Genomic DNA, 24230 nt, shown 5'->3' with positions numbered 1-24230 from the left:
TTGAGACACTTGAGGTTGAGACGCTTGAGACATATTAAGAGCGTAAGCTTGGCATTTCGAGTTGTTGATGTAACTTCAGCGTGTATAGGGGATATGGAATCTTAGGAGCAGATTGGCCGGGAGGGTAAGATGCCTGAAAAAATAAAAGAAACCACACATGACAAACGCATTCTTATGGATGAACAGGCTATGATGCGAGCTGTGCGCCGCATCAGTCATGAAATCCTGGAACGCAATAAAGGGCTGGATAATGCACTTATCGTAGGGATTGAACGGCGCGGTGTTCATCTGGCATATCGCTTGCAGAAGCAGATTGAAGCTATCGAAGGTACGTCCATTGATGTGACCACAATTAATGTGGCGCTCTATCGTGATGACCGCAGCACACAGGTGAAAGAAGGACCGCCATTTACCTTGGATACGACCGGTAAGCTGGTTATCCTCGTAGACGATGTGCTTTATACAGGACGCACCATTCGTGCGGCGCTGAACGCATTGATGCAGGCCGGCCGTCCACGTGCCATCCAATTGGCCGTACTCGTTGACCGGGGCCATCGTGAATTGCCAATCAGAGCGGACTACGTGGGAAAAAACATTCCTACATCTCATTCTGAAAAAGTACGCGTTAACGTAGTCGAACAGGACGGCGTGGACAGCGTAACAATTTCATAACTTTGCAATAAAAATAAAGCGTCTTGGAGAAGCAGGTTCTCTGAGACGCTTTTTGTGTTGAGGTTGCTATTCAAGTTGCAAATTTATGTTTGCTGTGATTTGTTTATAGTCTTCTTGTGTAGAGAGTCTAATTTATTATTGCTCTTTCGTTGGGACATATAAAGGGGACTGCATATAATCCATATGTCCTTTACGTAATTCGGGATTTTTTTCGCAGAGGGCGCGAATATCGGTGGCTCTTGTATCGAGGAGTGCCATGTTTTTCGCCAAACCTGTTGCAGTTTGCACGAAAGGGCTCCATTTTTGGACAATTGGAAATTGGCTTGATTGAGATTTCAGCCAATGCCGGGCTTCATCGGTAAATCCTAAGAGGCGGCCATAGAGCGGTCCCTCCGAATGAGCCTGATCTTGCAGGCCTTTCGTGAGATTAAGTACCGTATAAGAGCCCATGCGGCGCAAGCGTGCATAGGTATAGCGTTTCGATTTAATCATTTCCACGGCGGCTGACCAATCAGTAGCGGCACCGGCCTTGGTCCAAAGTGTATGCAGGCCTTCTGAAAAATCCGGATACTTCAGGAGGTCGTCCGAATGTTGACGACGACTTTCGAAATGACATAAGCTTTCGTATAATGCATAGTCCGTTACGTTTTGCCCTGACAGCAAATCCTTAACTTCACTGCGAATAGAAGGAGGAAAGGCCGGTTGAATGTGTTGGAATCTTTCGATAGGGGAATTCGCCGTAGGGGAGCCTGCTGTAGTGGAGCCTGCCGTAGGGGAGTCCGCCTTAAGGGAGTCCGCTGTAGGAGTGACCGGCGTTGAAATGGCTTGGCGCAATGCGGAACCGGAAGGGGCTGTCACATCCACATCTGTTGCATGATGGGATGAAGTGCGCTTAATAGGAAGAATATCCATGGAGAGCTTGTACGCTTGAATTGCTTTAATATATTCTAAGGCCAACAGCGTATTAGGTCCGTTATGAACCGCATCAGGCATGATGTCATGTAAGGCGCGGCGCAAAGCGGAGCCGTATGATAGGCCTTCCTGTAAATAGGTGCGGCAGGCAGATTGCACTTCTTCAGAACGGCTTAGAGATGCCATTTGCCAAAGAACTTCGGCATTATCATTTTCGGAACCGAACGCAAGGGTAGTGACGCCCAGCTTAGCTAACAGGCGAACGCCGCCGGCTGCAAAGCGTTCCGCATTGGCCGTGGCGTATACGGTCGGTAATTCCACCACCGCATGAGCTCCGTTGAGCAAGGCCCAGCGAGCGCGGGAGAATTTATCGAAAAGAGCCGGCTCGCCGCGTTGCACAAAGGAACCGCTCATAGCCACTACAATGAGGGCGTCAGGGTATTTAGTTTTTACCATTTCAAGCTGGTGAGCATGGCCTATGTGAAACGGGTTATATTCGGCAATAATTCCGATACAATTCATAATAATCTCCTTCATAATCTCTGCAGCATTTACATCATTATACCACAGCGCTTAGTCGGTTCCCGTTATGCGGCAAACGAGTTTAGCCAGTTCAGTAGCACCTTGTTTTTCCGACTCAGGGGAGAGTATCCATTTCTCTAACATGGAGACCATGCCGCTGATTACGAAGGTGGTGGCGTACTCTCTATCCCAATCCGATTCAACTCCGTGCAGATCATACCGAATATACTCGCTTTTTTGCAAATACTCGCTACATTTTCGTTGCAGTACACCGCTCTTTCCGTTTTTTATAATAAGACTGAAAATTTCCTTATACTCTTGGAAGAACGCAAAAAATATTTTGGCCGCGTGGCACAAGTTTTTTACTTCATACTGTTTTACATGAGTCATGAATTCACCGAACAAAGTGTCCAAATAGTATTCTAAAATTTCTTCTTTGTCGGTGAAAATTTGATAAAAGGTCTGACGGGATAGACCGGTGGCGTCCATAATCTGCTTTATAGTAATTTCTTCAAAGGAATAGTCAGATAAGAGATTAAAAAAGGCCGGAACGATTTCGTTGCGGGATCGTAGGGCCGATGGATTTGTACCTGTATACATAGAGTACCTCCTTGGGATTATATTCAATATATCTTCAGATGCGTATGAGCTTTTAACATAAAATTTGACACATTTACCAGTGTGAATGACTTATGTGCCATCGATTGACTTCAAATTTATCTCTAACTATAATAATATTCAAAACTAATACACCTGTCAATGTTTTTACAAGTGTATGTGTTTGGGTGGAAGAATACTTGTTGGAGGTTGGGGACTATCATGGATTTATTGAAGTTAGTTATATTGTTTGCCGTCATTATATTGGTACTATGGATGAAGAGGCCTCTTTGGCAGGCTGTGTTAGCCGGTTTGGTTGTGATGGCCGCAGCGTATCAGATCGGACCTGGGGAATGGCCGGCACTGGTCGCTAATGTGTTTATAGATTGGAACTCATTTTCCATACTGGTTTCTTTGTATTTAATTACTTATTTGCAGCGTATGTTGGAATCGCGCAGTCAGATTAAATTAGCTCAACAAGACTTGGACGGATTGTTTCATAATCGCCGAATTACGGCGGTAGGGTCCGCCTTATTTATCGGATTGCTACCTTCAGCGGCAGCGATGATTCTTTGTGGAGACATCGTAAAGGGAGCTACTGAAGGATATTTAAAGCCGAAGGAGCAGGCTTTTGTAACAAGCTGGTTTCGTCATATTCCGGAAAGTACGCTGCCTACCTATGCAGGCGTGCTGCTTATGGCAAGTATTTCCGGCGTTCCCTTGGGTCAGTTTATTTTGGGCATGATAATTCCCATGATTGTACTGAGTCTGTTAGGCGTGTTTCCCTATCTGATGCGAGTGCCAAAAGATCCCGGCACGCCGCGCAGTAAAAATAGAAAAAAAGATTTGCTCAATTTGTTTCGACATTTATGGACACTGATACTTATTTTAGTGTTAATTCTAGTGTTTAAATTATCCGTTGTGCCTGCCGTGGCTATCGTAATTGGATTGGCGATTTTCGTATACCGCTTCCGTGTAGACGAGTTAGTACCTATGAGCCGCAGTGCCTTCGAGGTAAAGTTGCTCTTGAATACATTCCTCGTGCTGGTGTTAAAAGAATTTATCGTGTTTTCCGGCATGCTGACCACGTTGCCGCAAACACTCTCCACCTTACCTATACCGGACTACTTAGTTTTCGCTATTTTGTTTTTAATTGGCGGGATTGTGAGCGGGTCAAACGGGATTATTGCCATGGGGGCGCCGATTGCTTTTGCTACGGTACAAGGCGGGATGCCTTTCATGGTGTTGCTCATGTGTGTGGCCCATGGAGCGAGCCAAATATCGCCAACTCATGTATGTATTGTAGTGGCTGCAGACTACTTCAATATTACGCTGGGCGAACTCATTCGCAAAACCATTCCCGTAGTCATTGTGTTTACAGGATTAATGTTGGCGTATTATCATTTACTGCTCGTCATGGGATTTTAACAGTTGAAAAAAGAAGAGTATAAAAGACATCAAAATATTTGAAAAGGGCATGTATTAATTTGACGTATGGCATGTATGTATTAATTTTATGCTGGATTTTGCTAAAATAGGGTGGCTAATATATCAGACAAAGTGTTATAATGAGAATGCATGTATACGTGAATGCAAAAGATATGAATCGAGGAATTGTATGAGAAAATGGCTGACTATCCTCTGTATGGGGATTCTATTAGTTTTTGTAAGCGGCTGTGGCAGTGATAATGCCATAGATAATTACAGCTTTGGTCATAAAGTCATAAAAAGTGGTAATTCTGAGGTAACTTTTGCGCTGCCTTTCGATATTGGTGTACAAGCAAATACGAAGGAAAATGCACTTGGTTATCCTGTAACGACTTATTTAGGAGCCGATAAAAACTTCCTCGTTTCCATTGAAGCGATTCAGCCGAAAGCCGGTCAGGCCTTGCCTACGGCAGAAGCTTATGCGAAGGAAACACAGAGTTTTTATGAAAAGAATTTCGGAACTAAATTGACTTGGCAAGCAAGTGCCACGACTATTGACGGCGTACCGGGCGTAAAAGCTGACGCATCGTTGATGGCGGACCAGGCAAAAATTCATTTCTTCCAATACACATTTGTAGACAAAGGTGTATTGTGGAATATTACCTACCAGTATCCTATTGACAGTACAATGGGAGCTCAGATTTCTGACATGGTGGTAGGAAAAATTCAAATTACTAAGAAAGAGGGATAAGTAATGAACGTTTTAGTAGTAAACTGTGGCAGCTCTTCCTTAAAGTACCAATTAGTGGACATGACAAATGAAAGCGTATTGGCAAAAGGGCAATTTGAAAAAATCGGTGCAGAAGATGCGATCTTCACTCACAAACGCCCAACAGGCGACAAATTGAAAAAAATCCAACCGGTTTTAGACCACAAAGCAGCACTTAAAATCTTACTTGATATTTTAGTGGACAAAGAATATGGTGTAATTGCATCTATGGATGAAATTGATGCAGTAGGTCATCGTGTAGTACATGGTGCTGAAAAGTTTGCTAAGTCTGTATTGATCAATGACGAAGTAATGGCTACTCTTGAAGAATGCTCTAAAATGGCACCTTTACACAACCCACCAAATATCCAAGGTATTGAAGCTTGCCAGTCCATTATGCCTAACGTACCACAGGTAGCAGTATTCGATACAGCTTTCCATCAATCCATGCCTCCTGAAGCTTACTTATATGGTCTTCCATATGATGTATATGAAAAATACGGCGTTCGTCGTTACGGCTTCCACGGCACAAGCCATCGCTATGTAGCTGACCGCGTGGCTGAATTAATGGGCAAACCATTAAGCGAATTGAAAATTATCTCTTGCCACTTAGGTAACGGTTCCAGCGTAACTGCTGTTAAAAACGGTCAATCCGTAGATACTTCCATGGGCTTCACTCCATTGGCAGGTCTTGTAATGGGTACTCGTTGCGGCGATATCGACCCTGCAATCGTTCCTTTCTTGATGGATCAAATGAACTTGTCCACTAAAGAAGTTGACGAATTAATGAACAAAAAATCCGGTGTACTTGGTATTTCCGGCGTTTCCAACGACTTCCGCGTGCTTGAAGAAGCTGCTGAAGCTGGTAACGAAAAAGCTCAATTGGCTCTTAACATGTTCCACTACAAAGTACGTGCTACTATCGGTGCATACGCAGCTGTTATGGGCGGCGTTGACGCTATCGTATTCACAGCAGGTATCGGCGAAAACGGTATCGGTAACCGTGAAGCTATCTGCGAAGGTTTGGAATACTTGGGCACTGCTCTTGACAAAGAACGCAACAACGTTCGCGGTAAAGACACTGAAATCAGCGTAGAAGGTTCTAAAGTAAAATTATTCGTAGTTCCTACTAACGAAGAAATCATGATTGCTCGCGATACTCAACGTTTGGCAAAATAATAAAACTACAACTTAATTCTTGGTCATAGTGAGTATCACTATGTACAAGTGCACAGATGCGCAGCACCTTTTGGGGTGCTGCGCGTTGTGGTTTATAGACCCTGTCGGGGTAAAGACAGGTGAAGTCATAGAACAACATAAAGATAGACGAATAAAGACAGACGAATAGAGGCAGACGAATAGAACAGAGACTAAATAGTGATTAAAGCAATAACTAAATAAGTGTCTGGAAAATAGAATAGAAAGGAGGATTGTGAGATGAAATATAAAGATATGCCATTCGTGTTAGCATCCACTTCGCCGCGGCGCAAGGAGCTGCTCACTCGTTTTGGTGTTAAGTTCACTGTAGCTAAAAGCAGTTTTGAAGAGTCTCATGAACAGTGGCCCGATCCGGTTGCCTATGTGGAAGCACAGGCTCGCGGCAAGGCGGCTCACGTAATTATGGGCGAAAATGAACCGGATGAATACATCGTCCTCGGCGCCGATACTATCGTGGCCTGGAATGGCGAGTTGTTGGGAAAACCGGCTGATGAGGCTGATGCGGTGCGCATGCTCACGGAGTTGTCCGGTCAGGCCCATCAGGTTATTACAGGTATGTGCTTGCGCCATGTAAATCGCAAGACCGGGGACGAAAAGAGCATCAGTTTCAGCGTTACGACGGATGTAATTTTCTACGATCTTAGCGATGAGGAAATCAAGGCTTACGCCGCTACCGGTGAAGGCCTCGATAAAGCCGGGGCGTACGGCATCCAAGGCTTGGGCGGTTATTTAGTGAAAGGTATCGAAGGATCCTATACAAATGTAGTGGGACTGCCTGTGGAAGTGGTTTTACGAAAGTTAAACGAACTATAACGGAGTAGATGCACAATAACGGAGTAAATACACAATAATGGAATAAACGCATAATAACGGATTAAACGAATCATAATCAAATAGACGGAATTGTAACAGAATAAATAGAGTGCAATAGAATAACCGAATTGTAATAGATTAAACGGGTATCCTGCAAATGGACGATGAATGAGGTTCTACGTATAATTTACTTATATGTGAGTGTACGGGGAGGTACATATGGAGAATCAAAGTCTCAGTTGGTGTGTAGGAGAAGGTCCGAGAGAGAAGTTTGTAGCACTTGGTGCAGAGGGGTTATCCAATACGGAGTTGATTGCGATTTTGCTGCGCACCGGGCGGAAGGGGAGTTCCGTGCTGGAGCTGGCGAAGGAGGTTTTAGATTCTGTGGTGGATGGCGCTTATGGGTTGAATGGTGTTTCCGTGGACCAGCTTCGCAAGGTGAAGGGCATCGGGCGCGATAAGGCGGTCACTATATGCGCCGCTATCGAGCTGGGGCGGCGCCTTGGGCAACTTCGCGTGAAGCACTTGTACGAAGATTTCAGCCATCCGAAAGCCGTAGCGTCCTATGTGATGGAACGGCTGCGCCATGAGCGGCAGGAACATTTCTGTGCAGCCTTTTTAAACTGCAAGAACAAACTTATCGGTTTGGAGACGATTTCCATCGGTGGTCTTACGGGCAGTTTGGCGGAACAGCGCAGCGTGTTTCGCCGGGCTTTGGAAGCCAATGCGGCCCGCATTATTCTGATTCACAATCATCCGTCCGGGGACCCGAATCCCAGCGATGAAGATATTCGCATTACCCGCATTTTCAAAGACGCCGGCGATGTGATGGGAATCCCTGTGCTGGATCATATTATCATCGGCGACGGCATCTACTTGAGCCTCTGCGAAGAGTCGCTCTTATAAGGGCTGAAAGAGAGGTTTTGGTAGGTAATCTAAGAGCGTCACTCGTAGGTACGGAAAGACGGACAGCTGTAAGAGCGGGCGCCGGTCAGTTCTAAGAGCGAAAACCGGTCTGTTGTAAGTGTCGAAAGTTAATCTGTTATAGGTACTGAAAGTTAATCTGTTGTAAGTACTGAAATATAGTCTGTTGTCAGTATTTTCACGCCGTAGTAAAATAGAAGAGAAGTATGTCAAACGCTATGTGATACATAGCGTTTTTCGTTTCAGGAATATACAAAACCTCCTTGAAATGGTATTATAAAATGATGAGTAAAATAAGGAGATAAAGGATATGATTCGTTTATTTTCGTCCCTTGGACGAGATTTAGGCATAGATATAGGAACAGTAAATACACATATTCATGTGCAGGGCCGCGGCGTGGTTCTTTCTGAGCCGTCTGTAGTGGCGACTGATACGAAGCAGGAAGGCATCGTTGCCGTTGGTTCCGATGCGGAACGCTTGTTGTTGCGCTCTCCGGACATGCTGGATGAACTCCGTCCGTTGCGTGACGGCTTCATCGTGGACTACCGCGTGATGCTCACTATGTTGCGCCATTTTATGGGCAAAGCATCCCGATCTGTAGGCCGTACACGCGTCATTATGGCTGTACCTTGCGGAATTACCGATGTGGAACGTCGCGCCATGACGGATGCGATTATTCAGGCCGGCGCCCGTGAGGCCTATTTAATTGAAGCTCCGGTGGCGGCCGCGTTGGGCTGCAATTTACCGGTGTTCGATCCGGTGGGCAGTATGGCTGTGGATATCGGCGGCGGTACTACCGACATTGGCGTAATGTCTTTGGGCGGCAAAGTGTTGGCCCGTACAGCCCGTATTGGCGGTCATGATTTCAATCAGGCTATTTTAAGCTACATTAAAAATACCTACTCCGTTATGATGGCGGAAGAGACGGTTGAACAGATTAAATTAGATTTGGGAACGGCATTGCCGCCGGAAGAAGACTTGGAAGTATCCTTCTTAGGACGTGATATTGCTAACGGTCTTATGAAGCGTGTGGCGGTTCACAAGTCAGAAATATATGAAGTGCTGCAGGTGCCTTTACAGCATGTGGTAGATGAAATTAAAACTGTTGTAGAACAGACGCCGCCTGAATTGGCTGCAGATATTTTACAGCGCGGTATGATTCTCACCGGTGCAACGGCCTTAATGGAAGGTCTGGGTGCCCGCATTAGCGGCGAATTGGGGATTCCGGTACAGATACCGAAGGATCCGGGCTTTGCCGTTGCCGTAGGGCTCGGTCAGGCATCAAAAGAATTCGAGCGTATGGAGCGCTTTATTATTGCATCGAAAAGTCGGAAAGGAAGGGCGTAATGTTTTCGTCAGACAGAAAATTAATTGCCTTCGTAGGATTGTGCTGTATTTTCCTGGCCCTTTTGGGTTACGCATGGAAACAGCGCACCAGCATTCCCTATGTGACTGTAGGGATGGAGCAGGTAACGACGCCGTTTACTTACGGCACGTCACGCTTGTTGGGCTCCTTTAACACAGGCATTGCCCTTATAGATAATGCCATTAACGGCACGAAGGAAATAGATCAGCTTCGCATGGAAAACGCGGAGCTTCAACAAAAAGTAGTTAACTATGATGAAGTGGTGGCGGAAAATATTCGCCTTCGCCAATTGGTGGCGTTTCAGAATAAACATCCTCAATTTGATATGATGGCGGCCGCCGTAGTAACGCGCGACTTCGGTTCTTGGACAAATACCTTTACCATTGACCGCGGTTCCAACGACGGTTTGGCTGTTAACATGCCGGTCGTGATTCCCGGCGGTGTAGTGGGCTTTATCAGCGACGTATACCCTAATTCCGCCCGTGTACAGACCATTTTGGATCCTCGTACGTCCATCGGCGTCATTGTACAACGTCCGGAATCCCGCGTTGCATCCATCGTAAAAGGCAACGGCAGTAATCCGAACGAACCGCTGTTGGTTAACGTGGCCCGCGACGGCGACGTACTGACCGGCGATACATTGATTACGTCCGGTTATGGAGGTATTTATCCAAAAGGCCTCTTGGTAGGTCATGTAACCCGCATTGACAATGATGCGGAAGGTTTCGTTAAAAATGCAGTGGTGCAGTTATCCGCCGACCTGAGCAATGTGGAAGAAGTATTTGTTATTATGCGTTCTCGTGAAGGGGAATTGGATAAACCTAGCTTAACGCCTAAATTGGTACCGCAAACACAACGCGACCAGGTAGAGGGCGTCAAAGGAGCACAATAATGCGAATTTTATTATATGTTCTCATGGGAATATTAACCTTCTTGATACAGGCCGATGTATTGCCTATGCTCTTTAAACATGAGTGGCTGCCAAACCTTATTTTAGTATGGGTTGTAGTGCTTTCTCTGTTAAAAGGGCGTCGTGTTGGTTTGGCTGCGGCCAGTATTGGCGGCGTAATTCATGACGTTGTCATTTCCAACGCATTCGGTTTGCATTTTTTCCCTTATATGGTGGTGGCCTACTTTGTAAGTATTTGGTCACGCAGCGTCTATGAAGAGCAGTGGTATGTAACCTTTGCCTGGGTGTGCGGCGCCACATTCCTCGACATGTTTGTGCGCATGGGCATGCTCTGGCTGGGCCGTGAAGACATTTTAATCGGCACGTATATCTGGCATCACATTTGGCCGGTATGGTGGCTTAACGGCCTCATCGGCATTGTGTTGCACGAGCTCATTTGGAATATGGAAGAGAGAGATGAATATATTTGGTAAGAGTCACTCTCGAAAGGGAAAGGAGGCGGCCATATGTTAGAAGCTTTATATAAAAAGAACAAAAAAGGGCGATTTGACATATTCATGTATGTGGTCAGCCTGATTTTCTTGATTTTAATAATACGACTTTTTTACTTACAAATTATGGACGGTGAGTATTATCACACCAAGGCGGAAGGTAACCGTCTTCGCATGGTGACGATGACGGCGGCCCGCGGTGTTATGTATGACCGCAACGGGCAGATTATTGCCGGGTCCCGTCCTGCTTATACGGTATCTATTGTACCGTCCGGTAAAGATATTAGTGATGATGAACTGGAACGATTGGCGTCCATGCTCAATATTAAAGTGGAAACGATTAAGGAAAAAATAGCGGCCCACAAGGGCGGTTATGAACCGATTCGTCTCGCTACAGATATTACGATGGACCGCGTAACCATGATTGAGGAACATCGTCATGAACTTCCGGGCGTAACGATTGAAGTGGAACCGCTTCGCTACTATCCGAATAACTCCATGGCATCGCAACTTTTGGGGTATGTAGGTGAAGTGAGTGAAGATGAGTTAAATGATATTAAGGCAAACAATCCGCAAACATTGGTAGGACCGGGTACAATTCTGGGCCGTTCAGGTTTGGAAAAAATGTATGATGATGTACTGCGCGGTACTGATGGCGGTAAACAGGTGGAAGTTGACGCGTCCGGGCGTCCTGTGGCCGAAGTGGGACGGAAAGATACTATCCCAGGCCGCGATATTCACCTCACTATCGATTTACAATTACAGAAAGCGGCTGAAAAAGCCGTAGCTGATCAGATTGCAGCTCTTCGCGCACAGGGAATTCCTGCCCGCGGTGCGGCTGTAGTGGCCATGGACCCGAATACAGGGGCCATTTTAGCCATGGTAAGTGCGCCGGGCTTCGACCCTAACTGGTTTGCCCGCGGCATTACGTCGGCTCAGTGGAACATGCTCAATACGGATCCAAACCATCCGTTTGATAACAAAGTAATTTCCGGTGAATATCCTCCGGGATCACCGTTTAAAATTGTTACCGGTGCAGCTGCATTGGAATTGAAGAAGGTTACGCCGAACGAAATGATCTTCGACAGCGGGCGTCACTGGCTCATCGATAAGCGAAACGCGGAAGGCGAAGCGCTGGGATGGCTGGACTTCAATACGGCGCTGGCAAAATCGGATAACGTGTACTTCTACGAAATGGGTAACCGCGTAGGTATTGAAAATATCGACAAATTTGCGAAAATTTTCGGCCTCGGTGAAAAAACCGGCATTAAGCTTTACGGCGAAGCAAGCGGTAACTTGGCCAGCCCTGAATATAAACGAAAAGTATTCGATCAAGACTGGTACTTAGGGGAAACGTTCGACGCCGCTATCGGTCAGTCCTATACATTAGTAACGCCGCTTCAAATGGCGGTGCTTATGTCGGAAGTGGCTAACGGCGGGATTCGTTATGAACCATATGTAGTAAGTCGTATTGATAACAGTGACGGTACGCCGGCGGAAATCTTCGGACCTCGTCAGGCCGGAGTGCTCCAGGTGTCTAAATCTGTTATGGACCTGATTCGTAATGCGTTGCGCGACGTAACGTCTGAAGGCGGTACAGCCGGTCAGCTCTTCAAAGGTTGGCCTATTTCCGTAGCCGGTAAAACCGGTACGGCGGAAAATGCGACCGGTCGAGATCATGGCTGGTTCGTAGCGTATGCACCTTATGATAAACCTCGTATTGTTGTAGTTGCGTTGGTTGAACAGGGTAGTTTCGGTGCCGGGTCGGCCGGTCCGATTGTAAGAGATGTTTTAGCCGAGTATTTTAAGTTAAATACAAACGATTCAAAATCTGATAATAAGAATAATGCCGGAACAAATGCTTCAGGTAACGCAAATACAAGCAGCTCCGGCAATGTAGGTAGAGAGCCTGATTCGGATACTAACGCATCAACCTCTACAAATTCAAATAATGTTGGAAATTCTGGGAATGATACGGTAACGGGACCAAAGGGAATGTAATTGTTCGTTGTTGGTAACAGAAAGGAGCGACTATGGGCTGCATTTTAGCAATTATGTCAGGTAAAGGCGGGGTAGGTAAAACTACTTTGACTGCTTCATTAGGCGGAGATCTTCACCGGGCGGGTAAACGTGTATTAATTACAGACGCTGATTTTGGTATGCGCGATCTTGATCTGGTGGTAGGGAAGGAAGATGAAATCTTCTTTGACGCCGTTGATATTTGGAAGGATAACTGTACGTCAGACTATGCCATATTATCATTAGGTGATGGATTTGACTTTTTGCCTGCAACCCAAAGTCGTCGCTGGGAAGATGTAGGCCGTAAAGGCTATGCGAAGCTGATTAGTAAACTGGCTGAGCAATATGACTATGTAATCATCGACTCTCCGGCCGGTATCGGACGCGGTAACGAAGCTATTTTCAAGGCGGCGGAACAGATTATTCTCGTGGCTGAGCCCTTATGGGTATCTATGCGCGCCGTACAGCGCGTTGTGCAGATGTGCCGTGAAATCCGTCAGTTAAACTACACGCTCGTATTGAACGGCGTAGGACATAGCGGTGCGGAAGTGTCTGTAGAAGACGCTTTGGCTGCACTTCAAATTGAACAGCTGGGCACCATTTTGCCATATCGCGAAGACATTCAAAACTGGTCACAGGAAGGGATTCTTCACGAAGAAGTAGATCCGTTCTTTGATGAAATGATGGATACACTGGTGCAGGCGTTGATTACGGACCATTACGAGCCGGAAGAAACCATTTTAGATCAATGGAAATCGGCAAGAGTGAAATATGCGGCGGTTAAAGACACTGAGGCTGATGCGGATAGTGCTGAAGTTGCTACAAGCGATGAAACTGTTGAAAATACTGAAGTTGTTGAAGGTGCTGAGAGCACTGTAAACGAAGAATCTGTTGAAACAGTTGAAACTACTGAAACTGTTGAGAACGTTGAAACAACTGAACAGACTGCAACAGCTGAGACTGCTGAAACAACTGATTCTGATGAAACCGCTGAAACAATAGAGGCTGCAGAAGCTGAAGGTGCAAAAGAGACTTCTGCTGAAAGCGAAACAGCTGAAGATGTAGAAGAGTCTGCAGATACAAACAGCGAAGAGGCTGAGGTTTCGACGGAAGCTAAGGAAGAAGCCGTTGCAGAAGGTGAAACGGCTACAAAAGATGAAGCTGCAGCAGACGATGAAACTGTGGCTGCAGAAGGTGAAACTTCTACAGAAAACGAAACCGCGTCTACATCGGAAGAGGCTTCTAATGAAACTGCTGAGGGCTCCGAAGCAACTGCTGAAGCTTCTGATACAACAGCTGAGGACGTTCGGAAAGAGTCTCAAGGTTCCGATTCTGATACTGCCGAAGAACCGGCACCGAAGAAGAAACGCGGCGGCCTGGCGTCTTTATTGCGCCGCCAACTGGCAAGCTTGTGGTCAAGACGCAGCCGCATGCGATAGGAGGAAAATATGTGGCAGAGAATTTGGCGTGATTGGGACTGGACGCTGGTTATATGTACAGTTGCACTCGTCGCCTTAGGCACTGTAGTTATCGGGAGTGCAACCCACATTAATCGCGAAGGTCTAAGCTTTGATGATTTAGTGAGTAAACAATTACTCTTTTTCTTTATTAATGTATTCGTTGTAATCGGCATGCAGTGGTTTGACTACCGCAAATTGCGGGCCTGGTCCAGACCTCTGTATGTACTTACGTTAGTGTTATTGCTGGCGGTTATGTTCGTAGGTACCTCCGCTTTGGGGGCGCAGCGCTGGATTCAAATCGGTCCAATTACGATTCAGCCGTCAGAATTTACAAAACTGCTTATGATTATCAGTATGGCGGCCATGATGGAAAACCGTGTAAACAAGTTAAACACGTTTAAGTCCTTGGTGCCGATTGTACTGTTCGTCGGTATTCCGACCCTGCTCGTATTTAAACAGCCTGACTTGGGTACATCCCTCGTTTATTTGGCCATTCTTTGCGGCATGCTCTTCGTTGGGGGCATTCGCATGCGCTTGGTTCAAATCATTGTAGGCGTTGCCGTTATATTGGCACCGCTGGGCTGGTTTGTACTGCAGGAATATCAGAAGCAGCGTATTTTAGTATTCTTAAATCCGAATATCGATCCGTTCGGCGCGGGCTATCATATTATTCAGTCCAAAATCGCTATCGGGTCCGGTATGATTTTAGGGAAGGGCCTTTTTGAAGGTACCCAAAGTCAGTTGAACTTCCTGCCGGAAAACCACACTGACTTTATCTTCTCCGTAGTAGGGGAAGAATTGGGCTTCGTAGGTTGCGTTATCGCCTTACTGTTGCTCTTTGTACTGATTTACCGCAGCCTTGTTATTGCACGCAGTGCGAACGATGTGTTCGGCATGCTGCTGGCTACGGGGATCGGTTCCATGCTCGTATTCGAAGTATTGGTTAATGTGGGAATGACCACCGGTATCATGCCGGTTACAGGGATTCCGTTGCCATTTATCAGCTACGGTGTCAGTGCCTTAACCACGAATATGATTAGCGTCGGGCTATTGCTTAATATTGCCTTGCGACGCAAGAAACTGATGTTCTAGCAGCGTAATATGGCAAGAACTTGATTTTCACAATTTAGATTTTACAGTTTTACCAGCTAGTTAAGAATAAAATAGGAGGTCCTATGGTGCATTTAGAGCCGAGTTGGCTGCAACATGTGGAAAAGCCGGCCCGTTATATGGGCGGTGAATGGAACAGTGTTGTGAAGGATCACAATGCGGTTGATGTAACAGTATGTTTGGGGTTTCCTGATGTGTACGAAGTGGGCATGAGTCATTTGGGAATTAAGATTTTGTATTCCATCTTAAATGAACGCCCTGATATTGCGGCGGAACGCGTATGTGCGCCGTGGCATGATATGGAAGAGGAAATGCGCAAGCGCAATATTCCGCTTCATTCCTTGGAAACAAAAACACCGGTACGTGATTTCGATTTCCTCGGATTTACATTACAGTATGAAATGAGCTACTCCAATATTTTAAATATGCTCGAATTGGGCGGTATTCCGTTCTACAGCAAGGATCGCGATTTATCGTATCCGATTATTATTGCCGGCGGACCTTGCGCCTACAATATGGAGCCGATTGCAGACTTTTTCGACGTAGTCAATATTGGCGAAGCGGAAGAGTCCATGGTGGAAGTAGTCGACCTTTATAAAGCGGAGAAGGCTGCCGGATTCCCTGACGGGAAAGAAGGTTTCCTTCGTAAAGCCGCATTAATTCCGGGCACCTATGTGCCGTCTTTATACGAACCGGAATACACGGAAAACGGCGATTTCAAAGGTATGAAATTGTTGGCTCCGGAAGCGCCGGCCGTAGTAAAGAAACGTATTATTGAGGATATGGAAAACGTTCACTATCCGACGAAGCCGGTAGTACCTTACTTAGACGTAGTACATGACCGCGCCGTTCTCGAATTGTTCCGCGGTTGTACCCGCGGCTGCCGTTTCTGTCAGGCCGGTATGTTATACAGACCTGTTCGTGAACGTACACCGGAACGCTTGGTGCAGTTGGCGAAGGAAATTATCGCCAATACAGGTTATAACGAAATTTCCCTCATGTCTCTCAGCTCGGCGGATTATTCTAAACTGCCTGAATTAGTTGACATGCTCATGGAAGAATTTAAAGATAAACAGGTTAGTGTAAGCTTGCCGTCCTTGCGTATTGATGCATTCTCCATCGATATTGCGAAAAAGGTACAGCAAGTGCGCAAGAGCGGTTTAACATTCGCTCCGGAAGCCGGTTCCCAACGTATGCGTGACGTAATCAATAAAGGCGTTAGCGAAGAAGACTTAATCGCCGCTTGTACAAATGCGTTTAAATCCGGTTGGAATACGGTTAAGCTCTACTTTATGATGGGCTTGCCTACGGAAACGGACGAAGACGTGGCCGGCATTGCAGATTTGGCTTACAAAGTATTGGACTTGCACCGTGAAATCACAGGCAAACGGAACGGTAAGGTTACGGTCAGCGTATCCTTCTTCGTACCTAAGAGCCATTCCCCATATCAGTGGTACGGCCAGCAGGATGTAGAAGAAATTCATCGTAAACAGCAGTACTTAAAGACGCTCATCAATAACCGCAACATTTCCTATCATTACCATGACGGGGCTACCGGTTATATGGAAGCGGTATTTGCTCGCGGCGACCGCCGTTTGGCGAAAACCTTGGTGGAAGCTTGGAAATTAGGCTGTAAGTTCGACGGCTGGACCGAATTCTTCTCCTTGGATCGCTGGTTACAGGCATTTAAAAATACAGGCATCGATCCTGATTATTATGCACGTCGTGACCGCGACTTTGATGAACCATTACCTTGGGATCACTTGGATGACACTGTATCGAAGGCGTACTTGAAGTTGGAATGGGATCGTGCGGTGAAAGCGGAATTAACCCGTGACTGCCGTCGTCAACCATGTAACGGCTGTGACGTATGTCCTGCACTTGATACAGCGATTATTGACTATAAGGAGGGCGGACGCGTTGAAAAAAATACGTTTGGCATTAAGTAAAGGTGAGCCGCTGCGCTTTATATCCCATCTGGATTATGCTCAGGCCGTGGAGCGCATGATTCGTCGTGCAGAAATTAAAATGGCCTACTCCGAAGGGTTTAACCCGCATATGAAAATCAGCTTTTCCTCCGCCTTGGCGTTGGGGATTACAGCGGATGTAGAATATGTGGACATGGATATTTTAGAAGATGTATCTGTGGAAAATATTGTGGATCGTTTAAAACGAGTAGCCCCTCCGGGTCTCGAACCGGTTGACGGTCGCGAAATGCCTGACAAAGTGAAAAAGCTCATGGCGATTTGTAACTACGCGGTGTATGAAGTGTCCGGTCCGATTGTGGACGGGCCTTCCGACGAAGCAGCGTGGACCGAGATTTTAAAAAGCTTCAATGACGAAGAGTTTATCGAGTATGAAAAGGTGACACCTAAGAAAACTCGTATTATTGATGTGAAGCATTTCGTAAAAGAGCCGATTACGGCTAAGATTCACGACGGTCGCGTTACTTTGCGCATGGCTATCGGCATCTATCCGGAAGGCACCATGAAGCCGGGCGAAGTATGGAAACTCGGTATGGAGAAGTACGGATGGCCTGTCAATGACGAATACTCTATTCATCGTCATGACATCATGATTGAAGATCAGGGCGTGCTGAAAACACCGTTTGATGTGTAATACTTACTGTAATACTTACAATGATTTGCCTATGTAATTGCACAATTAATTGCTGCGCTGATTATGGTATTAATTGATTGCTGTTCTAATTATGTTACGAATTGATGGCAGCTCTAATTATGCTATTGAAGAAATAAACGAAATACTTTCGAAGAAAGGAGGAGCCTATGAAACGCATATTGGCTAATGTGATGCCCGAAGAGACGCGATTGGTTGTAGTGGATGATGCTAATGAGCTCATCGATATTGCCATTCACCGTCAAAGTCGGGAAGAAATTATTAACCACATATATAAAGGCACTGTGCGCAATGTGCTGCCCGGTATGTCCGCCGCATTTGTGGACATCGGGGAAAAGCAAAATGCCTATCTGAACCTGCGTCAAGGGAAACAGACGAAGGCTATGGGAAAACTCTTTGTAGGACAGCAGATTCTCGTACAAGTGGTAAAAGAAGAAATGCTCGGCAAAGGTGCCCGCGTTAGTGCCGATGTGAGTTTGGCCGGCCGTTTCATGGTGCTTCTGCCCTATTCGGAAGGGCTTCATATCTCCAAACGAATCACCGATGACAAGTTACGTCAAACGTTGACCGATTTGGCGGCTCCCTACCAGGCGAAAGGGTGCGGATTTATACTGCGAACTGCAGCAGCTACGGCTTCAGCCTCCGATTTGCAGGCCGATATGGAGTATTTGTGGAATACATGGACGCAGCTTCAGAATCGGTTTAAAGTTGCCAAGGGCGGCACGAAGCTCTACAGTGATGCGGACTTTTGGTTCCGCGTGTTACGAGACTATGCATTTGCCGACGTAAGTGAAATTATCGTCGACGACAATGCGGCATTTGAACGACTTCAAGAATTGTTACAATTGACGAAATTGGCTGATCGAATTTCGCTGTCTCTGTATGAAGATAAGAAACCGATTTTTAAAGAGTGGCCTATTGAAGAGCAGCTCGATGCGCTTATGACCAACCGGGTGGATTTGCCGTCCGGAGGTTATTTGCAAATCGATACAACGGAAGCGTTAACTGTTATTGACGTGAATTCAGCCCATTATACCGGCAAGAGCGGTACGGCCAGCGAAGTGGCGGTACAGGTGAATCAGGAAGCGGCTCAGGTAATAGCCAAACAGCTGCGCTTGCGCGACATTGGAGGCATTATTATCTGTGACTTTATTGATATGCCGAAGAAATCGCAGCGTGAAGCCCTGCTGGAAGAATTGGTACGACTCACTAATGCTGACCGTGTTAAAACGGTGGTGTGCGGCATGACATCGCTGGGATTGGTGGAATTAACGCGTAAGAGAGAGCGTAAAGGGTTGTCATCCTTGCTCTTTGACGATTGCTCCGCATGTGGCGGTACGGGCGTATTGTTATCGGCGGAAACCGTGTATTTGCAGATTTTACGACGTATCCGGGAATTGTATCGCATGGGGCGTCTCAGCACTGATGTGCTCATTGAAGTGCATCCGGAAGTGGCGGCATATTTCACAAAATCCGTCGTGTCAGACTTGAGCAAACAAATAAAGAAAACAGTTCGTATTGAAACTACGCAGGCTATGAGTCGCGAAGCATATTCGCTATTGGCTTTAAGCGAAGACGCAGATGTGTAGACGTAGTTGCGGATGAATAAATAACGTTATGAACGTGTAAAAAATATAGATGCGAACGTAGAAGAAATCATTTAAAATGAGATGTATAACACATCTCATTTTTTTATCCCCTGGAAACTTCTCTTTAGCATTCTTAAGTATTTGTAAGTACTTTAAAGTGCTCCTAAGTGTTATTTAGGTCTTCTTTTTTAAGCCCCATAAAGTAATAAGAAAAAAATAAAAATAAAAATAAAAATAAAAATAAAAATAAAAATTCCTATTGCCAAAAACTAGAAATATCGATATAATAGTTAGGTTATATTTTGCGAGTGCAATATATGCAGATAGCATAAATAAAGAGTTAAATAGATAGTTGTAAGGTCATCAAGGAGAGGATGAGACGCCATGTCAATGTGGGAAATCGCTTTAGTAGCAATAAGTTTGGCCATGGATGCATTTGCAGTCGCCATCGCTAAAGGTCCGTGTATCAGTTACCGGGAACCTTTGAAGCGTGTGGGGATGCCTTTTTTATTTGGGCTGTTTCAGATGATAATGCCGCTAATCGGCTGGGTTATCGGGGCACAATTGTCAGATAAAATTAACAATTATGATCACTGGATTATTTTTATTTTACTGGGCTATTTGGGTGTTAACATGATTCGCAACAGTTTTAAACCTGATGATGAAGGCGAAATTATTTGTCACCTTGTAACATGGCGTGAAATGTTTGTACTGGCTTTCGCTACCAGTATTGATGCATTGGCAATCGGGATTACCTTGGCGTTCTTCTCGGTAAATGTATGGGTAGCCACTTCTACAATCGGTATCATCACCTTTGCCATATCGCTAATCGGTGTGTTCTTAGGTCAGCAGTTGGGGAAAATTCTCTCCGGCCGTGCCGAAATGGTGGGCGGTGTAGTCCTCATCCTTATCGGTTTAAAGATTTTATTACAGCATTTGGGAATTATAACAGCATCCTTGTTTTAATTGCTAAGGGGCTCACAGGTAAATCGGCTGAACTCTACACAGGTTAAGAGTTATACAGTCTATCCGATTGATTTTACAACTAAAACTCTATTAATATATATAACCGGCTATGTGCGAAAAATAGCCGGTTTTCTTATATCTTTAAATTGACAAGAATCGAAATATCATGTAAAATAAATTAGTCATAGTTTGGGTACGCCCAACTATTGCAGCCGCATGGAGAGGTTCCCAAATTTCACTCATTCCATCCGGTGTGAGAGAATACCGAATTCAGCGAGTTCGAAAACAAGGAGGTGTCACAATGTACGCAATTATTAAAACTGGTGGTAAACAATATCGCGTTGCTGAAGGCGATGTAATTACTATCGAAAAATTGGAAGCAGCTGCTGAAGAAACTGTAACGTTTGACGAAGTATTAACTGTAGTTAACGACAGTGACGTTAAAGTAGGCGCTCCACTTGTGGACGGTGCAAAAGTAACAGGTAAAGTACTTGAACATGGTAAAGCGAAGAAGATTTTAGTTTTCAAATACAAAGCAAAATCCAACTATCGTCGCCGTCAAGGTCATCGTCAGCCGTTCACAAAAGTTCGCATTGAATCCATTCAGGCATAAGTCATGATTAAGATTCAAGTAAACCGCAATGAGGCGCAGCAAATAGTAGGATGCCGAATTAGCGGACATGCCGGCTATGACGAGCATGGGTATGATATTGTGTGTGCCGCAGTTTCTGCGTTGTCTTGCACCGCCATTTTGGGCTTGCAGTCAATTGCTAAACAGGAAGGCACATATGAAAACAGCTCTGGATCATGTAATATCACACTTAGTGGTAATATTACCGAGAGCGGGCAAGCTATATTGGCTACTATGATTCTTGGTTTCCAAGAGATTGCTAAACAGTATGATGATTTTGTATCACTTAGTGAAACATAGGAGGTGAACGGAATGTTTACTTTTGATTTGCAATTATTTGCACATAAGAAAGGTGTATCCAGTACACGTAATGGTCGCGATAGCGAATCCAAACGTCTTGGCGTTAAATGCCATGATGGTTCCGTTGTAAAAAGCGGTAACATCATCGTTCGTCAACGTGGTACTCATTTCCACCCTGGCACTAATGTAGGTATCGGCAAAGATGATACTTTGTTCGCATTAGTTCCTGGCAAAGTTGCTTTCGAACGCGATGGACGTTATAACCGTAAAGTTAGCGTTTATCCTGTAGAAGCGTAAGATGAATACATAAAGGCGTGTATGTAATATATGCCTTGTAAACGGGTTCAAGATTTGATCTTGAGCCCGTTTTTTGTTGCCTAAGTTTAGGTGGTTGTTAATTGTTTATACATGGCCATATGACTTAAAAGCCGTTTATCTAATCGCAGCCATAAAGAAAATAGCTGGATACAGATGTAATTCATTTGCTAATATGTATCTATAAGGTAATGTGAGCAGCGTTTTATATCTTTCTATAATGAATTAAGCCCTATTGTATGATAGGGCTTAATTTTTTTAACCTAATAAGGTAATTAAAAATCATAATCTGTGAGTAAGAGAGTAGGAAATGTAACTTTTATATTGTAGATTATTTCTATTGCGTACAAAACATGTTTCTAAAAGAAGGGTTTGTTTAAAAATCATATATATATAAAAATGATATAGTATTAAAACATGAGAAAAATAAAGATGTTTTTTGACACAGTATTTTGAATAGATTAAAAATACAAAAATAACGCATAAAAATAAAATGCGGTATTAAGAATACAAGATGAAGAAATAGAATAATCAAATTTATCTCCAATGAATATTCGAAAGAGATTATTTTAGAAATTTGTTTAATGATAAAAGATATTGCGAATACAATTATCAAGAATGTGTAAAATTTTTACAATTACAGAAGATGAGCAATTAATGAATTGATTAAAATGCCATTTAAAAATATTCATCCTGATTAACGTCGATTTAAACGATGTATTTTTACAGTAGACATAAAAATAAGCGAGTTGATTGTTATAAACCATAAAAACAGGCAACTGAAAATTCACGAACTGAATAATTTACGGATAAAACATAGGCTTTATACTAGGAAGAGGAGAAAATACACGATTTGAAAGTCGCTCATATATCAAATAATGAAGTCTAATACTATTGCACATATGCATGAAAGGTGATAGAATGAATTATGAATTAATATGAACATATCATGAACAGATGAAAAGCATGACACATTTGGTTAGATTTGATAAGAGGCTCTTATTTATCTTTAGAGACTTAGAATTATATGTAAAAAAGATGATAATTGACCTATATTTGACTGATTGATCGTTATAAAATGCTTTAAAGTATGTAGAAAGCGGGTGTATATATACAATATTATTAATTATACATAAAAACTAGGATATTAACTTGATGAAGTAATAAAGTTTACCTCAGGTTATTGAGTGATTAAAATATTTCATCATAAATATAGACTTGGTTTTAAACTTTTTAAAAAGTGGGGCGGTACAGATATAAATTAGTGTTAGTTAAAAGTTGAGTGTTTACAGATAGTTTAGGTGTTAAATGTCTTAATCGGGGTGAGAATTAATAACCGATGTACTAAGGTTTAATTTTCTGGAATGTTTTCAATATAATTAAATCTTAATTAAATATTAAATAAAGGGTACGCAAGGTATTCTTAGTCATGTTTGTTTAAGTTGTTTGGGTTTAACAATATTAAAATTGCTTAAGGGTAATTATGTGTGGGGACGTAAAGGAGCATATAGCATGAATAAGGTGTTTAAGGTAGTGTGGAGTAAAACAAAAGGTATGTACGTAGTAGTTTCTGAATTGGCAAAGAGTCATCAGAACGGTACATCCAAACGAGTTAAGGGCGTAGTGTTGTCCGGGTTATTGGCAGCCATGTTAGTGGGCGGTTTCAGTACAGCTGATGCCAGCTTGATTACCACTGATGCAAAACAGATGGAAATAGATTTTACCAAGACTGGTCAAGCTTATAAGGCAGTTGGTTGGGACTCCGGTAATGGCGTTCAATATAAACTCTTGGTTCAAGGTGCTACTGACGGTGGCGTAGAAGTTAAAATGGGTAGCTATATGAGTGGTGGCGATAAAAAAGTATCGACTAAATCTCAGCCTGGTGCTGCTCAGATTGAAAATAAATACCAAGTTTTAAAAATAGGTTTGGACGCTGCAACACTCAAAAAGATTAATGATTCCAGCTCAAATTCTTCAACCGCACTTGAAGAATTAAAAAATATGGCTAACCGTGATCTCAGCAATTTGTCTGAAGCAGGGGAACAAAAGCTGAATGATTTGGTAAAAGGCATTAAAACAGGGTCTACGAATCTTACTGCAGGCAGCGATAATATCAAAATCGCTGAAAGTGAAAATGCTGATGGTAGCAAATCCTTTAGTGTTGATTTGAATAAAAAAGTTGACCTCAGTGCTGATGGGGCTGTTACTGTAGGTAATACTAAACTGGACAAATCAGGTTTGGTAGCCGGTGAAACTAAAGTTGGAGCTAATGGCATTGTGGTTGGCACTGCCGCTTTAACTGCCGGTGGTTTTGCCCTTGGAAACACAGTTGTTGCAGCAGACGGTTTGACTGTTGCCGGCGGTCCGTCCGTAACTTTAGCCGGTATTGATGCAGGCGGCAAAAAAGTATCTAATGTTGGTGAAGGTGCTGTGGCTGAAGGTTCTACTGACGCTGTAACAGGCGGTCAATTATTTGGCATACAAAAAGATCTTAATGATTCTATCAAAGGCGCTCAAGATACAGCTAATTCCGCACTTCAGACTGTAAGCGTTAAAGACGGTGCAGGCAATGTACTTACA

The 24230-nt window shown here is 44.2% G+C and carries 22 protein-coding genes; 20 read left to right on the top strand and 2 right to left on the bottom strand.

Annotation, left to right across the window (positions count from 1 at the left end):
- The first annotated feature begins 129 nt into the window (after positions 1–129).
- Positions 130–672, top strand: a complete 543-nt coding sequence (pyrR, locus tag KHZ77_RS08150) for a bifunctional pyr operon transcriptional regulator/uracil phosphoribosyltransferase PyrR (RefSeq protein ID WP_295197714.1) — start codon at positions 130–132, stop codon at positions 670–672.
- 135 nt (positions 673–807) lie between these two features.
- Here the strand turns inward: pyrR and KHZ77_RS08145 are convergent, their stop codons facing one another.
- Together KHZ77_RS08145 and KHZ77_RS08140 are read right to left on the bottom strand one after the other, a co-directional pair.
- Positions 808–2106, bottom strand: a complete 1299-nt coding sequence (locus KHZ77_RS08145) for a nucleotidyltransferase family protein (RefSeq protein WP_295197712.1) — start codon at positions 2104–2106, stop codon at positions 808–810.
- Positions 2107–2157: 51 nt separating this feature from the next.
- Positions 2158–2706 (bottom strand): TetR/AcrR family transcriptional regulator, encoded by a 549-nt coding sequence (locus KHZ77_RS08140; RefSeq protein ID WP_295197711.1) that lies wholly within the window; start codon positions 2704–2706, stop codon positions 2158–2160.
- 219 nt (positions 2707–2925) lie between these two features.
- Between KHZ77_RS08140 and KHZ77_RS08135 the strand changes: the two genes are divergently transcribed.
- From KHZ77_RS08135 to KHZ77_RS08045, 19 genes are all read left to right on the top strand, one after another.
- Entirely contained in the window at positions 2926–4131 is a 1206-nt protein-coding gene (locus KHZ77_RS08135) for a DUF401 family protein (protein ID WP_295197709.1), read from the top strand.
- A 190-nt stretch (positions 4132–4321) separates the two neighbouring features.
- Positions 4322–4882, top strand: coding sequence for a hypothetical protein (locus tag KHZ77_RS08130; RefSeq protein WP_295197708.1), 561 nt, complete (start codon positions 4322–4324; stop codon positions 4880–4882).
- A 3-nt stretch (positions 4883–4885) separates the two neighbouring features.
- A complete protein-coding gene (locus KHZ77_RS08125; RefSeq protein ID WP_295197706.1) occupies positions 4886–6079 on the top strand; it encodes an acetate kinase in 1194 nt (397 codons plus the stop codon).
- Positions 6080–6337: 258 nt separating this feature from the next.
- Entirely contained in the window at positions 6338–6931 is a 594-nt protein-coding gene (locus KHZ77_RS08120) for a Maf family protein (protein WP_295197704.1), read from the top strand.
- A gap of 219 nt (positions 6932–7150) precedes the next feature.
- Positions 7151–7837 (top strand): DNA repair protein RadC, encoded by a 687-nt coding sequence (gene radC / locus KHZ77_RS08115; protein WP_295197701.1) that lies wholly within the window; start codon positions 7151–7153, stop codon positions 7835–7837.
- Positions 7838–8165: 328 nt separating this feature from the next.
- The gene (locus tag KHZ77_RS08110; protein WP_295197700.1) at positions 8166–9203 is read left to right on the top strand and encodes a rod shape-determining protein; all 1038 of its coding nucleotides are present in this window, start codon (positions 8166–8168) and stop codon (positions 9201–9203) included.
- Entirely contained in the window at positions 9203–10114 is a 912-nt protein-coding gene (mreC, locus tag KHZ77_RS08105) for a rod shape-determining protein MreC (protein ID WP_295197697.1), read from the top strand. Before KHZ77_RS08110 ends, mreC begins: the two co-directional genes overlap by 1 nt.
- On the top strand, positions 10114–10605 hold the full coding sequence (gene mreD, locus KHZ77_RS08100) for a rod shape-determining protein MreD (RefSeq protein WP_295197694.1): 492 nt from the start codon (positions 10114–10116) through the stop codon (positions 10603–10605). The genes mreC and mreD overlap by 1 nt, the downstream gene beginning before the upstream one ends.
- A gap of 33 nt (positions 10606–10638) precedes the next feature.
- A complete protein-coding gene (mrdA, locus tag KHZ77_RS08095; RefSeq protein ID WP_295197692.1) occupies positions 10639–12624 on the top strand; it encodes a penicillin-binding protein 2 in 1986 nt (661 codons plus the stop codon).
- A 53-nt stretch (positions 12625–12677) separates the two neighbouring features.
- The gene (locus KHZ77_RS08090; RefSeq protein WP_295197689.1) at positions 12678–14081 is read left to right on the top strand and encodes a P-loop NTPase; all 1404 of its coding nucleotides are present in this window, start codon (positions 12678–12680) and stop codon (positions 14079–14081) included.
- 9 nt (positions 14082–14090) lie between these two features.
- On the top strand, positions 14091–15194 hold the full coding sequence (gene rodA, locus KHZ77_RS08085; RefSeq protein WP_295197688.1) for a rod shape-determining protein RodA: 1104 nt from the start codon (positions 14091–14093) through the stop codon (positions 15192–15194).
- Between the two features lie 83 nt (positions 15195–15277).
- Positions 15278–17161 carry a TIGR03960 family B12-binding radical SAM protein gene (locus tag KHZ77_RS08080; protein ID WP_295197686.1) on the top strand — a complete coding sequence of 628 codons (1884 nt, stop codon included), beginning with the start codon at positions 15278–15280 and terminating at the stop codon, positions 17159–17161.
- Positions 17133–17831: a TIGR03936 family radical SAM-associated protein gene (locus tag KHZ77_RS08075; RefSeq protein WP_295197685.1), complete on the top strand. Its 699-nt coding sequence runs from the start codon at positions 17133–17135 to the stop codon at positions 17829–17831. Before KHZ77_RS08080 ends, KHZ77_RS08075 begins: the two co-directional genes overlap by 29 nt.
- A 167-nt stretch (positions 17832–17998) precedes the next feature.
- On the top strand, positions 17999–19438 hold the full coding sequence (locus KHZ77_RS08070; protein WP_295197683.1) for an Rne/Rng family ribonuclease: 1440 nt from the start codon (positions 17999–18001) through the stop codon (positions 19436–19438).
- A gap of 384 nt (positions 19439–19822) precedes the next feature.
- Complete coding sequence (locus KHZ77_RS08065; RefSeq protein ID WP_295197681.1) at positions 19823–20404, top strand: manganese efflux pump MntP family protein; 582 nt, start codon at positions 19823–19825, stop codon at positions 20402–20404.
- Between the two features lie 301 nt (positions 20405–20705).
- Positions 20706–21017: a 50S ribosomal protein L21 gene (gene rplU / locus KHZ77_RS08060; RefSeq protein WP_295197679.1), complete on the top strand. Its 312-nt coding sequence runs from the start codon at positions 20706–20708 to the stop codon at positions 21015–21017.
- A 3-nt stretch (positions 21018–21020) separates the two neighbouring features.
- Positions 21021–21335, top strand: a complete 315-nt coding sequence (locus tag KHZ77_RS08055) for a ribosomal-processing cysteine protease Prp (RefSeq protein WP_295197676.1) — start codon at positions 21021–21023, stop codon at positions 21333–21335.
- Between the two features lie 12 nt (positions 21336–21347).
- Positions 21348–21632 (top strand): 50S ribosomal protein L27, encoded by a 285-nt coding sequence (gene rpmA, locus KHZ77_RS08050; RefSeq protein ID WP_295197673.1) that lies wholly within the window; start codon positions 21348–21350, stop codon positions 21630–21632.
- 1530 nt (positions 21633–23162) lie between these two features.
- Positions 23163–24230 (top strand): ESPR-type extended signal peptide-containing protein (locus KHZ77_RS08045; RefSeq protein WP_295197672.1); only part of this gene is annotated, 1068 nt, incomplete at its 3' end.

The organism is Veillonella sp. (assembly GCF_018364065.1).
In the GTDB taxonomy this organism is placed as follows: Bacteria; Bacillota; Negativicutes; order Veillonellales; family Veillonellaceae; genus Veillonella_A.
Note: the sequence above shows the minus strand (reverse complement) of the source record. Positions and strands in the feature narration are given on the sequence as shown.